Origin of the sequence: Clostridium sp. (assembly GCF_036646415.1) — a bacterium.
Taxonomy (GTDB): domain Bacteria; phylum Bacillota; class Clostridia; order Clostridiales; family Clostridiaceae; genus Clostridium_J.
In genome coordinates this window covers 145,952-159,729 of the sequence record NZ_JAVXMF010000002.1, presented here as the reverse complement: position 1 = coordinate 159,729, position 13,778 = coordinate 145,952, and the positions used below count along the sequence as shown (strand labels likewise).

Annotated in this window: 12 protein-coding genes; 8 read left to right on the top strand and 4 right to left on the bottom strand. The window is 31.8% G+C overall.

The window, feature by feature from the left end; translation table 11 throughout:
* Positions 1–71: 71 nt before the first annotated feature.
* Positions 72–884, bottom strand: coding sequence for a hypothetical protein (locus RSD37_RS01940; protein ID WP_346945011.1), 813 nt, complete (start codon positions 882–884; stop codon positions 72–74).
* 194 nt (positions 885–1,078) lie between these two features.
* On the opposite strand from RSD37_RS01940, the gene RSD37_RS01935 reads away from it, so the two are divergent.
* Both RSD37_RS01935 and RSD37_RS01930 read left to right on the top strand, forming a co-directional pair.
* Positions 1,079–1,417 carry a LysO family transporter gene (locus RSD37_RS01935; protein WP_346945010.1) on the top strand — a complete coding sequence of 113 codons (339 nt, stop codon included), beginning with the start codon at positions 1,079–1,081 and terminating at the stop codon, positions 1,415–1,417.
* 1 nt (position 1,418) lies between these two features.
* The gene (locus RSD37_RS01930; protein ID WP_346945009.1) at positions 1,419–2,018 is read left to right on the top strand and encodes a lysine exporter LysO family protein; all 600 of its coding nucleotides are present in this window, start codon (positions 1,419–1,421) and stop codon (positions 2,016–2,018) included.
* A gap of 140 nt (positions 2,019–2,158) precedes the next feature.
* On the opposite strand, the gene RSD37_RS01925 is transcribed toward RSD37_RS01930, so the two are convergent.
* Genes RSD37_RS01925 through nuoE form a run of 3 tightly spaced genes read right to left on the bottom strand, consistent with a single transcriptional unit; the run spans position 2,159 to position 6,290 of the window.
* On the bottom strand, positions 2,159–3,904 hold the full coding sequence (locus RSD37_RS01925) for an NADH-dependent [FeFe] hydrogenase, group A6 (RefSeq protein WP_346945008.1): 1,746 nt from the start codon (positions 3,902–3,904) through the stop codon (positions 2,159–2,161).
* 22 nt (positions 3,905–3,926) lie between these two features.
* Positions 3,927–5,822, bottom strand: a complete 1,896-nt coding sequence (gene nuoF / locus RSD37_RS01920; protein ID WP_346945007.1) for an NADH-quinone oxidoreductase subunit NuoF — start codon at positions 5,820–5,822, stop codon at positions 3,927–3,929.
* 18 nt (positions 5,823–5,840) lie between these two features.
* Positions 5,841–6,290 (bottom strand): NADH-quinone oxidoreductase subunit NuoE, encoded by a 450-nt coding sequence (gene nuoE / locus RSD37_RS01915; protein WP_346945142.1) that lies wholly within the window; start codon positions 6,288–6,290, stop codon positions 5,841–5,843.
* A 322-nt stretch (positions 6,291–6,612) separates the two neighbouring features.
* On the opposite strand from nuoE, the gene RSD37_RS01910 reads away from it, so the two are divergent.
* The 6 genes from RSD37_RS01910 (at position 6,613) to ygeW (ending at position 13,715) form a co-directional block, all read left to right on the top strand.
* Complete coding sequence (locus RSD37_RS01910) at positions 6,613–6,858, top strand: holin (protein ID WP_346945006.1); 246 nt, start codon at positions 6,613–6,615, stop codon at positions 6,856–6,858.
* Between the two features lie 183 nt (positions 6,859–7,041).
* Complete coding sequence (locus RSD37_RS01905; RefSeq protein ID WP_346945005.1) at positions 7,042–8,355, top strand: amidohydrolase family protein; 1,314 nt, start codon at positions 7,042–7,044, stop codon at positions 8,353–8,355.
* A gap of 202 nt (positions 8,356–8,557) precedes the next feature.
* The gene (gene xdhA, locus RSD37_RS01900; protein WP_346945004.1) at positions 8,558–10,855 is read left to right on the top strand and encodes a xanthine dehydrogenase molybdenum-binding subunit XdhA; all 2,298 of its coding nucleotides are present in this window, start codon (positions 8,558–8,560) and stop codon (positions 10,853–10,855) included.
* A complete protein-coding gene (gene xdhB / locus RSD37_RS01895; protein ID WP_346945003.1) occupies positions 10,848–11,720 on the top strand; it encodes a xanthine dehydrogenase FAD-binding subunit XdhB in 873 nt (290 codons plus the stop codon). The genes xdhA and xdhB overlap by 8 nt, the downstream gene beginning before the upstream one ends.
* A gap of 4 nt (positions 11,721–11,724) precedes the next feature.
* A complete protein-coding gene (xdhC, locus tag RSD37_RS01890) occupies positions 11,725–12,195 on the top strand; it encodes a xanthine dehydrogenase subunit XdhC (RefSeq protein ID WP_346945002.1) in 471 nt (156 codons plus the stop codon).
* Positions 12,196–12,518: 323 nt separating this feature from the next.
* Entirely contained in the window at positions 12,519–13,715 is a 1,197-nt protein-coding gene (ygeW, locus tag RSD37_RS01885) for a knotted carbamoyltransferase YgeW (protein WP_346945001.1), read from the top strand.
* The last annotated feature ends 63 nt before the right edge of the window (positions 13,716–13,778 follow it).

Sequence of the window (13,778 nt, the reverse complement as noted above, 5' to 3'; positions counted from 1 at the left end):
ATATTTCATTAATATTAGTATAATAAAATAATATAACCAAAACAAGTAATATTTTACAAATAAATAATATTTTACAAATAAATAATAAAAGGTATAATTTCTAAAACTTTTCCCATATTAGAAATACTGTTAGTGTAGTTTAAGTGAGGTATAAAAGATTCATAATCTTTATTTGAGTTAATATGATTCCATAATAAACTTGTTACTAAAGGATCACTATTTATTGCATTTGAATTATCTATACTACCATATCCAGCAACTTCCCCAACTATTGTGACAAGTTTCCCTACATAGCAATCTATATCTATTAACATATTTTTGGAACATAAACAAATAGCTCCTATAGTGTCACTATCAAACAAAGCAGTAGTAGGACATTTTAAAGTTTTACGTTCTAATATCTCAGAGATATTTTTGCTAATCCAACTAAGCATAGAAGTATTATCAATGTCAGTAGTTAGCTGTTGAAATTCCATAAGATCTTGAGTTTTTCTTAAAAAATCTAGGGTGTTATCCTGTTTTTCTATAATACATTGTAATTCTACAATATCTCCAGATGAAATTGAATTCAAATCTTTAGAAGATGATAGTGTTTTTACAATTTTATTTTCATGAAGTATATTTTCAAGGTTAATAAACACATTTACAAGAGATTTTTCAATTTCGTCAATACTTATTTGGTTTATGCTTTTAGTTAGAGTTATGGTTGCGTTTCCTTGAAGGATTTTACCACAGGTAAGTTCAGATAATGGTACTGAGGCTTGAATAGTAGTGTCTTGCTTATTACCATTTATCTCAATATTAGTAAATCTATTAATAGCTATTTTAAACATATGTCTTACTGTTTCATCATTAATATAGTAGGGCATAAAAATATTTTTCATGGCATGAACTCCTTATTTATTATTTACCATTTATTATATTAAGCATATATCTAATAATATGAACTAAAGTATGTATATATGAAAATGTTTATAGAAAATAGCCATAATTCTAAAAAATATCCTTATATGTTTAAGATATAATATAATATTATGTATATTTATGTTATAATATCATGGAAAAGGAGGGGATATATATGAATATTTTAATAGCTTTATTATTGGGTGCAGTAGTGGGATATTTTTTAAAACTAGGTGAAAAAGGTAAGAGGATTAATGGAAAGCTGCAACAGTTAGGTGTAATATTTTTATTATTTTCAATGGGGACTTCTATAGGGGCAAATAAGGATATAATAAAAAATTTACCAGTAATTGGACTAAAAGCATTTTTATTTGCAGTTTCAACTATAGGTTTTAGTATAGCGCTTGTATACGTTTTATCAAAAAAATTCATGATGAAAGATTCTGATAAGGTACATATTGCCGAAGACATAGAATACTTAGAAGAATTACAAGAAAGTGTGGAGGGAAAATAATATGACATACATAATAATAATATCAATTTTAGCTGGAATAGGTTGTGGTTATTTTGTATTTCCACCTGAGATAATGAATGGAATGGACATGGTGTCATCCTTTTCTTTATTTGCACTTATTTTTTTAGTTGGTATTGACATTGGTGGCAATAAGAAGATTTTTAAAGATCTTAAGAGTATGGGATTAAAGGTACTACTTATACCCATGGGAGGAGTTGTAGGAAGTTTAATTGGTGGTGTTGTGGTAGGACTTATATTTAATGTAGCAATGAATGAAAGCTTAGCTATAGGAGCGGGTTTTGGTTGGTATAGTTTATCTGCAGTGATGTTAAAGGAAATGGGTGGAGAAACTTTAGGAGCTATTGCTCTTTTAACAAATGTATTTAGAGAAATGTTAGCAGTAATATTAATACCTATATTGGCTAAAAAGTTAAATGGATATACTGCAATAGCACCAGCAGGAGCAACATCTATGGATACTACACTACCGCTAATATCAAAGGCTACAAATCCGGAGATAGCAGTAATTTCATTTATAAATGGATTTATTTTATCTTTTTTAGTGCCAATACTTGTACCATTTCTTTATAATTTAGGGTAGATAAAAGTTTGAAAAATCCAGGAATAGTGATAAGAATTGAGACTTAACTTAAAATGGAAAAATCATCTATATAAATAGATAAAGGGTGTTGTAAATATTATTTGCGACACCCTTCATCTATTTATTATTTAATTAGTTATCTATTTACTACATTGTTTGTTTGTATAATGAGTATGAAGTAAATTATGAGATTTTTCACCGTTAGGTTTTCCAAGGAACTCTTCATAAAGTTTTATAATCTCAGGGTTTTCATGAGATTTTCTTATAACTTTATTTTTATCTTCAGTATAAAGAGCATTCATTCTTTTTTCTATTAAAGAATACTTATCGTTAGAGTAAGGTTGACCACCACCGTTAATACATCCACCAGGGCATGCCATTACCTCGATGAAATGATATTTCTTAGTAGTTTCATCTATGTTATCTAAGAGTTGTTTTGCATTTGAAAGTCCACTTACTATTGCTATATTTACAGTGTTTCCATCTATAACTATAGAAGCTTCTTTTACAGCATCAAGTCCTCTTGCAACTTTAAAATCTAAGTTTTCTAAAGTTGAATTTGTAATCCATTCATATGCAGTACGGAGAGCTGCTTCCATAACTCCACCAGTAGTGCCAAAGATAACTCCAGCACCAGTAGATTCTCCCATGATAGTATCAAAAGCACTTTCCTCAAGTTCAGAGAAATCAAGACCAGCAATCTTAATCATTTTAGCTAGTTCTCTTGTAGTTATTACTATATCAATATCTTGTATGCCATTTTCAACAGTAAATTCTTCTCTACTAGCTTCAGATTTTTTAGCTACACATGGCATTACGGAGACTACAACTAGCTTTTCTACTGGAATCCCAAGTTTATTAGCTAGGTATGATTTAGCTATAGCTCCCCACATTTGTTGAGGAGATTTACAAGTTGAAGGAAGATTTAAAAGGTTACCATAGTGTTTCTCTATGAATGAAACCCAACCAGGGCAACAGCTTGTAATCATAGGAAGGTTTTCACCACTTTTATATCTACTTAAGAATTCAGTGGCTTCTTCAATAATAGTTAAATCAGCTGCAAAGTCAGTATCATATACTTTATCAAATCCAAGTTGTCTTAGTGAAGAAACCATTTTGCCAGTAACAGCTTTATCATTAATTCCAAACTCTTCACCAAGAGCAGCACGAACTGCAGGAGCAGTTTGAACTATTACATATTTATCTTTGTCTCCAATAGCGGTTAAAACATCAAAGGTATTATCCTTTTCCATTAAAGCACCAGTAGGGCATACACTTACACATTGACCACAAAGGGTACAAACACTTTTATCTAAATCTTCGAAGAAAGGAGTACTTATTGTGGTATCAAATCCTCTATTAACGGGGCCTATGGCACCAACCTTTTGAACTTGGCTACAAACAGCATCACATCTTCTACATAGAATGCATTTCGAAGTATCTCTCACTATTGAAGGGTTTTTAGTTTCCTTCATAGCCACAGACTTTGCACCATTATATCTTAAATTAGTAATTCCATAATTGCTTGCAAGTGCTTGAAGCTCACAGTTTAAATTCTTTTGGCAAGTTAAACAATCATTAGGATGATCTGATAGAAGTAGTTCAATAATTGTTTTTCTTGCGGCAATTACTCTTGGAGTATTAGTACTAACTACCATATTAGGTGCAACACTTGTACAACATGATGGTGCTAGATTTTTTCTTCCTTCTACCTCAACAACACAGATCCTACAAGAACCTGGATTATTTGTAGTTTTATTATCGTGAAGATTTAAATAACAAAGTGTAGGGATTTTTATATTAAGCTGGCGTGCAGCATCAAGAATTGTAGTTCCTTGCTCTACAGTTATTTCTTTATTATTTATTTTAAGTGTAACTAAACTCAATATTTTCACCTCTTTATAATTATTAAACTAGATCTATTGCATCCACTGGACAGCTAGATTTACAAGCACCACACTTAATGCATTTACTATGGTCTATTGTATGTTTATTCTTTACTTTTCCTTGAATACATCCAACCGGACATTGTCTTGCACATTTAGTACATCCAATACATCTATCTGTAATAACAAATTTCATAAGGTCTTTACAAACTCCTGCTGGACAGACTTTATCTACAACGTGACTTTTATACTCATCATAGAAATATTTCATTGTACTAAGAATAGGATTTGGAGATGTTTGACCTAGAGCGCATAGAGATGTATCTTTAATTGTATTACTAAGTTCTGTTAAAGTATCTAGAGCACTTAAATCAGCATCACCCTTGGAGATTTTTTCAAGAATTTCAAGTAGACGAGTATTACCAATTCTGCAAGGAGTACATTTACCACAAGATTCTTCACGGGTAAACTCTAAGTAGAACTTAGCAATATCAACCATACAATTATCCTCATCCATTACAATCATACCACCAGAGCCCATCATGGAGCCAATAGCACTTAAAGAGTCGAAATCAATTGGAGTATCTAGGAACTCTTTAGGTATACATCCACCAGAAGGTCCACCGGTTTGAACAGCCTTAAATTCTTTACCAAACTTAATACCACCACCAATTTCGTAGAGAATCTCTCTAAGGGTAGTTCCCATTGGAACTTCAACAAGACCAACATTATTGATTTTACCAGCTAATGCAAAAACCTTAGTGCCGGTGGAGGTTTTTGTTCCGATGGAACTAAACCATTCAGAACCATTATTAATAATAGCAGGTATATTCGCTAGGGTTTCTACATTATTAACACATGTTGGTTTATTCCATAATCCTGATTCAGCAGGAAATGGAGGTTTGTTTGTAGGTTCACCACGATTACCTTCAATAGAGTGGATAAGAGCAGTTTCTTCACCACATACAAATGCACCAGCTCCATACTTAATTTCTATATCAAAATCAAAGCCAGTATTTAAAATGTTTTTACCAAGGAGACCACATTCTCTAGCTTCCTGAATGGCAATTCTTAATCGCTGAATTGCTAGAGGGTACTCAGCTCTAATATAAATACATCCAATAGAAGCTCCAATAGCATAACCAGCTATAGCCATAGCTTCAAGTATACTATTTGGATCACCCTCAAGGATTGAACGATCCATGAAAGCACCTGGATCTCCTTCGTCAGCATTACAAATTATATATTTTTGATCAGCATCATATCCTTTAGCGAATTGCCACTTTTTACCTGTAGGGAAACCGCCGCCACCTCTACCACGTAAGCCTGATTTTAATATAACATTTATTACATCATCTTGAGTATATTCTGTTAAACATTTTCCAAGGGCCATATATCCTTTTTCAGCTATATATTCTTTTATATCTTCAGGATTGATTAATCCACAGTTTCTAAGTGCGATTCTTACTTGTTTTTTATAGAAAGTCATATGATCTTGTGTCTTAACTTTTTCTTTAATTGTTGGTTCTTCATAAAGCAATCTATCTAAAATCTTACCATTAACTATATGTTGGTTAATGATTTCTTCCGCATCATCAGGTGTTACATGAACATAAAAAACATCATCAGGCGTAATTTTTACAATAGGACCTTTTTCACAAAAACCAAAGCAACCAGTTATGGAAACGTATACTTCTTTTTCAAGATTTAATTTTTTAATTTCATTTTCTAGGTTTGTTTTAATTAGGTCACTTTGTGCAGATTTACATCCAGTTCCTCCACATATAAGAATTTCCTTTTTGTAGTTATTTTTTTCACAAACAAAATCGTTAACACTAGTAGCTTTTCGTATATTTAATATAGATTTATATTCCTGATAAATTTCATTTAATTCTTCAAAGGAATTTATTCTTTCCAAGTTAGATACCCCCTAATTTTATTCATATTCAGCTAAAATTTTCTTTACTTGATCTGTAGTACAGTGACCATAAACTTTATCATTAATGGTTAATACAGGAGCAAGACCACAAGCACCAACACATCTTAAGGAACCTAAGGTAAATTTCATATCTTGGGTAGTTTGTCCAGATTGAATTCCTAACTCTTTTTCAAACTCTTTAAGTACATCACCAGAACCACGAACGAAACATGCAGTTCCCATACATACATTTATAACATTTTTTCCACGAGGTTCTGTGGTGAAGAATGAGTAAAACGTTACAACACCATAGACTTTAGACACTGGTAGGCCCAGCTTATCAGCTACAAAAATCTGAACTTCTTTAGGCAAATATCCAAAGATATGTTGAGCTCTATGTAAAACCTCTATTAAAGCTCCATCTTTGTTAGGTAAGGAATCTATGAATTCATTTAACTCCTTAAACATTTGATTTTTTTCTAAGTTACAACACACTAAAAAAATACCTCCTTATTTTTAATCTTAAATCTTAAATCTTAAAAATTAAATATTAAAAATATTTTATATATTTTTAATAATTCATCAAATCACTATCAGTATAATGCTTTTTCTATGGTTTGTATAGTGAAAAATATGGAATATATTTAGTTATAATGAATTTTATGTATAAACACATAATGAAAATAATTACATATGCAGAACCCTGGTAGAGCTAGTAAAAAAATTATATGATTTGTTCCATTTTTATAAATGCAGGAATATATTATTACTATGGAGAGGAGGTGATTTTATGGATTTAAAAAGATTTAAAAATTATGGGCTATGGATTTCAATTTTTGCTTTTATACCTTTGGTTTTAAAAGGATTTAATATAGATATACTTCCAGGTAACTATACAGAGATTATTTCTAGCTTTTTAGGTATACTAGTTTTAGCTGGAATAGTTAACAATCCTACTACTGATTCCAAAGGATACTTAGACGACAAAGTAAATGATAATAATAATGAATCTGAAGAATTAAATGATAAATTATAGAGTATAGATGAAACAAAATAAATAAAATTGCATTTAATGAAGTGTATAGAATAAATTCTAGACACTTCATTATTAATGGGGAGTATATTATTATTTTCAACATATTAAATACATAATATAGAAATAAAGGAAAAAAAGTGGTAAAATTATTGTATAATATATACTATAATGGAGTTGATGTTATTGAATTGTTATGACTTAGCTATAATCAATGGAAACATATATTTAAATGGAAGGTTTACTAGAGGAAATCTTTATATTAATAATGGTATTATAGAAAGTATATCTAAGGGAAGTCTTCCAGCTAAAGAAATCTATGATGCAGAAGGAAAATATGTTTTACCAGGACTTATAGATCCTCATGTTCATTTTAACTTAGACATAGGTAATAATAGGGCTTCTTCAGATGACTTTTACAATGGTTCTATCACAGCTGCATATGGTGGAATTACCACATTTATAGACTTTCTTGATCCCGTTAAAAATGTAAAAGAACTTCAAAAGGCATATATAAATAGGCGAGAAGAAGCAGAGAGGTCTATTCTTGATTATGGATTCCATAGTACTATTGCAAACTTTAAAGAAGATGAAGAACTTTTTATCAATGAGATTAAACAACTTGGAATATGTAGTATAAAGTTTTTTACCACCTATAGTTCAACGGGTAGAAAGACTTACCTTCAAACTATTGACAATTTACTGAAAATTTCAAAAATATATAAGGTTATGCTACTGGCTCATAGTGAAAATGATGAACTTATAAAAGAAGGAAAATTTAAAATTTATACTCATGAAGAAAATAGGCCAACCATTAGTGAAATTATAGAAGTTTTAACATTAAGTGAAATGACAAAACTTAGAGATGGACTTATGTACATAGTGCATTTAAGTTCAGGAGAAACCTTGAAAAAACTTACTGAGAGTTATAGGGATATACTAAATAAAAATATATTTATAGAGAGTTGTCCTCAGTATTTCTATTTATCAAAGGAAAATTATGAAACAGAAAATGGGTTTTTATATACATTAGCACCTCCACTTAGAGGAAAAGATGAAATAAAATTACTAAAATATTATATAGATAATGTTAATACAATAGGAACGGATCATTGTCCATTTAAATCCCATGAGAAGTTTAAAGAAACCTTAAATTTAATACCAATGGGAATTGGAGGTATTGAGCATTCATTTAATTTAATGTACACCTTATTTGGTGAAAGGATTATTGATAAGTTTACAAGGAATCCAGCAAAACTACATGGCTTATATCCTAAAAAAGGAATATTATCACCAGGTTCAGACGGAGATGTTGTAATTTTTGATCCAAATACAGAATATACAATAACTGAATCACATTCTAATTGTGATTATGATTTATATAAAGGTATTAAGGTAAGGGGAAGAATAATAAGTACTATTTTAAGAGGTAGATTTATTATTAAGGATGGAGAGCTTGTATCCACTGAAAAAGGACAATATGTTAAAAGAAAATTATAGTTATGCTAAAAATGAGTTGAAGCTTAAGTAGTGTTGTTTATATTTTTATTAGTTTAGAATATAGATAATATAGGATAATAAAATATAATGAAGAGATATTTTTATAGACTTTAATGATTAACTAATCAGTTAGCATATAAAAATGAAAGGGGGTGGATTCAGTAAAAAACTTAATAACTTAGTTTTTTGCTGAAGAAAATTTATGGATTACAAGGTAATAGGGAGTAGTGTTACAAGATTGGATGCCGTAGCAAAGGTTACGGGAAAAGCAAAGTATGCCGATGATTATTTCGAAAGAGAAATGCTAGTTGGTAAGGTGCTTAGAAGTCCCTATGCACATGCTATAATAAAAAATATTGATACTTCAAAGGCTAAAGATTTAGAAGGGGTGGAAGCAGTAATAACCCACTTAGATTTACCAAAGATTAAATTTGCAACAGCAGGACATCCATGGACATTTGATGAAGCACATAGAGATGTAGAAGACAGATTAATTCTCACAGATAAGGCTCGGTTTGTTGGGGATGCTATAGCGGCAGTAGTAGCACAGGATGAAATAACAGCACAGAAAGCCTTAAAGTTAATAGATGTAGAATATGAGGTTCTACCTTTTGTAATAGATCAAGAGGAAGCTATAAAAAAAGAAGCACCAGTTATACATGATGAAAGTCCTAATAATATTATAAGTTCATTTGGAAACGGTGTAGGTGATATAGAAAAAGAATTAAGTAGTGCAGATAGAGTCTTTACTGGTGAATTTAATACTAGTACAGTACAGCATTGCCATATTGAAAATCATAGTGCCTATGCATATACAGAGTCAGATGGAAGAATTGTAATAGTATCATCTACTCAAATTCCTCACATTGTAAGAAGAATAGTAGGACAGGCACTGGGGATACCTTGGGGAAGAATTAGAGTAATAAAACCATATGTAGGTGGAGGCTTTGGAAATAAACAAGATGTAATTATCGAACCTCTAACCGCAGCAATGTCCCTTTCAGTTCAAGGAAGACCAGTGCGTTATGCCTTAACTAGAGAAGAGTGTTTTGTTGATACAAGAGTTCGTCATGCTATGAGATTTAGGTTTAAGACAGGAGTTTCAAAGGAAGGAAAGTTACTTGGAATTAATATAGAAAACATTGTAAATAATGGAGCCTATGCATCACATGGACATTCAGTAACTATGAGTTGTGGTAGTAAATTTAGACCTTTATATGATTTCAATTCTATAAAATATGAACCTAAGACTGTATATACTAACACACCAGTGGCAGGAGCTATGAGAGGATATGGAGTGCCTCAAATGATGTTTGCCCTTGAAAGTCATCTAGATGATATAGCCAAAGAATTAAATATGGACCCAATTGAATTTAGAAAACAAAACCTAATAAAGCAGAACCATGTAGATCCATCCTCTAAAAATGTAGCTCGTTCTTTTGTGCTTCCAGAATGTATTGAAAAGGGTAAGGAGCTAATAAAGTGGGATGAGAAAAAGAAACTATATAAAAATCAAAAGGGAAATCTTTCACGAGGAATCGGAATGGCTTGTTTTAGTTACTTTTCTGGGACACACCCAGTAGCCCTTGAGGCAGCAGGTGCTAGAATTATTATGAATCAAGATGGATCAGTACAGTTACAAGTAGGAGCTACGGAGATAGGACAAGGTAGTGATACAGTCTTTGCACAGATGACAGCAGAAGTTTTAGGCATACCTATGGATATGGTTCATGTTATTTCAGTTCAAGATACGGATGTTGCTCCCTTTGATACAGGAGCTTATGCCTCAAGACAAACATTTGTAACCGGAGCTGCAGTAAAGAAGGCTGCATTAGAAGTAAAGAATAAAGTTCTTGAATTCGCTACTAGAAAGAATGGATTGAATGCAGAATTTATGGATATAGTAGACTGTAACATTGTTGAAATAAGAACAGGGATTGTGGTGTGTCCACTTGAAGAAATAGCACTAGAGTCATTCTATGATAGAGTTTATAGTTGTCCAATAACTAGTGATACCTCTGTAAATATAAGAACTAATGCAATTGCATATGGAGTGACATTTGCAGAAGTTGAAGTAGATATAAGAACTGGTCAAATTAAGGTGTTGGAAATATATAACGTACATGATTCAGGAACTATAATTAATCCAATGTTAGCTGAAGGACAAGTTCACGGAGGAGTAAGTATGGCACTAGGATATGCACTGTCAGAGCAGATGATTTTTGATGAAAAAACAGGAAAAAACCTTAATAATAATTTACTTGATTATAAGATTCAAACAATTTTAGATACTCCAACCATTGGATTAGCTTTTGTAGAAGTACCCGATGATGCAGGAAGCTTTGGTCAAAAATCTCTTGGAGAAAATACTACACTGTCACCAGCACCAGCCATTAGAAATGCTGTATTGGATGCTACAGGAGTTGCTTTTAATAGAGTACCTATGAATCCTCAAAGAGTATTTGAAAAATTTAAAGAGGAGGGGTTAATAAATGTTTGACATTGAAAATATATTAGAGCCCAAAACTATAGAGGAAGCAGTTAATATGCTAGAAAATAACGATGAACTAAAAATTATATCTGGAGGTACGGATATACTGATAAAATTGCATCATGGAAGTATGGAAGGTATAGAACTTCTAAGTTTAAAGAAAATAAAAGAATTGAATTTTATAAGATTATTGGAAGATGATACCATAGAAATTGGAGCTGCAACTTGTTTTGCAGATATATTTAGAAACAAAATCATAAAGGAATATATTCCAGCTTTAGGACAGGGAGCAATCTCCATGGGAGGACCTCAGATAAGGAATATGGCAACCATTGGAGGTAATATATGTAATGGTGCAGTTTCGGCGGATAGTGCACCTAGTCTATTTGCCTTTAATGCAAAATTAAAGCTTCAAAATTCAAAGAGAGAAAGAATAATACCAATAAGAGAGTTTTATAAAGGTCCTGGAAAGGTTTATATAGATAAAGATGAAATTTTAATTAGTGTATTTATAGAAAAAGAAAATTACGCGAGAACAAAGGGCTCGTATATTAAGTACAGTAATAGAAAAGCTATGGACATATCAATGTTAGGAGTATGTGTAGTAGCTTCAGTAGAAGAAAATAAATTTAAAGATTTAAGGATTTCACTAGGTGTAGCAGCACCAACGCCTATAAGATGTACTCAGGCAGAAGAGTATGCAAGGGGAATAGCTGTTACAGAAGAAAATATCAAAACAATAGCTAGCTATGCTCTTAAATCAGCTAGAGCAAGAGATTCTTGGAGAGCATCAAAGGATTATCGAGAACACTTAATACAGGAACTAACAGAAAGAGCTATTAAGCAAGTAGTTAAGGAATGTGAGGGTAAGTAAAATTATGGAGAATAACTTTAAAAGAATATCCATGAAGGTAAATGGTAAAAACTATACATTGGAAGTTGATATTAGAGAATCTTTATTAGATATATTAAGAAATAGACTTCAATTTACAGGGGTTAAACAAGGTTGCTCTGTTGGAGAATGTGGAGCTTGTACAGTATTAATTGATGGTACACCTATAGATTCATGTATTTATATGGCTGTTTGGGCAGATGGAAAAGAAATTGTGACTATTGAAGGAGTAGCACAGGGGGGAAGTTTATCAAAGGTACAACAAGCCTTTGTAGATGAAGGTGCAATTCAGTGTGGTTTTTGCACTCCAGGTCTTGTACTTACGACTACAGCTCTTGTTAATAGTGGAGAAGAGTATACCGATGATGAAATTAAAAGAGAGGTATCTGGACATCTATGTAGGTGTACGGGATATCAAAAAATCTTTAATGCTACTAAGAAATCCTTAGAGAAATAGAAGTAAGTTAAACAATAAAGAGTATTCCAAGATATAATGTGGAATACTCTTTATTATTTTTAAAATTGGTAACCTTGTTAAGGTTACCAGGTTGGGTTTTTACTTATATTCTAAAAGATACTAATGAAAAAAATGAATAATCTAATTTTTAAATTGACATTAAATGTAATAAATTATATAATTTGATTAACTAATCAGTTTATACAAATTATTCTAAAAAAGGAATAAAATTAAAGAAATATTGATTTGAACATAAAACAAACATTAAGGTTATAAATTAATTCTGTATAAAGGTCTTTAATAAAAATCAAGGGGTGAGTTTTGTGGAAAATATTAAAAGTCTAATTGAGAAACTTGGAGAACTTAATTTTGAGAAGATGTATAATAATGATTTCTTCCTTACTTGGGACAAGACTAATGAAGAACTTGAAGCTGTATTTACTGTTGCTGATATTTTACGTGGAATGAGAGAAGAAAATATTTCTACTAAGATTTTTGATAGTGGACTAGGTATTTCAGTATTTAGAGATAATTCAACTAGAACTAGATTTAGTTTTGCTAGTGCATGTAACCTATTAGGTTTAGAAGTACAAGATTTAGAGGAGGGAAAATCTCAAATAGCTCATGGTGAAACCGTTCGTGAAACTGCAAATATGATTTCCTTTATGGCAGATGTAATTGGAATTAGAGATGACATGTTCATTGGAAAAGGTCATAGCTACATGGAGGAGGTTTCCAGTGCGGTGAGAGAAGGACATGCAGATGGAATTCTAGAACAACGTCCAACCCTTGTAAATTTACAATGTGATATAGATCATCCAACTCAAAGTATGGCAGATTTACTCCACCTAATTCATCAATTCGGTGGAGTGGAAAATCTTAAGGGTAAGAAGCTTGCAATGACTTGGGCATATTCTCCGTCTTATGGAAAACCTCTTTCTGTACCACAAGGAGTTATAGGTCTTATGACAAGAATGGGTATGGATGTTGTACTCGCTCATCCAGAGGGATATGACGTACTTCCAGAAGTAGAAGAAGTTGCAAAAGCTAACGTAGAGAAAAATGGTGGAAGTTTTACAAAGACTAATTCTATGAAGGAAGCATTTGAAGGCGCAGATATAGTTTATCCAAAGAGTTGGGCACCTTTTGCAGCTATGGAAAAACGTACAGAGTTATACGAAAAGAATGATAGAGCAGGAATTGATGCTCTAGAAAAAGAGTTGTTAGCTGAAAATGCTAAGCACAAGGACTGGGAGTGCACAGAGGAAATGATGGAGATCACAAAAGATGGAAAGGCATTATACCTTCATTGCTTGCCTGCGGATATAACAGGCGTAAGTTGTAAAGAGGGTGAAGTATCTGCTAGTGTATTTGATCGTTATCGTGAACCATTATATCGTGAAGCTGGATTTAAACCATATATAATTGCTTCAATGATGTTCTTAAGTAAAGTTAAGGACCCAGTAACTACCTTTGAAAAATTACTTGAAAAAGGTAAGAAAAGATTTTCTGGTAAGTAGTAGCTTATAATTAATTAAATTTTAGGGTTGCTTTAAAGGAAAGATACCTTTAAAGTAACCTTA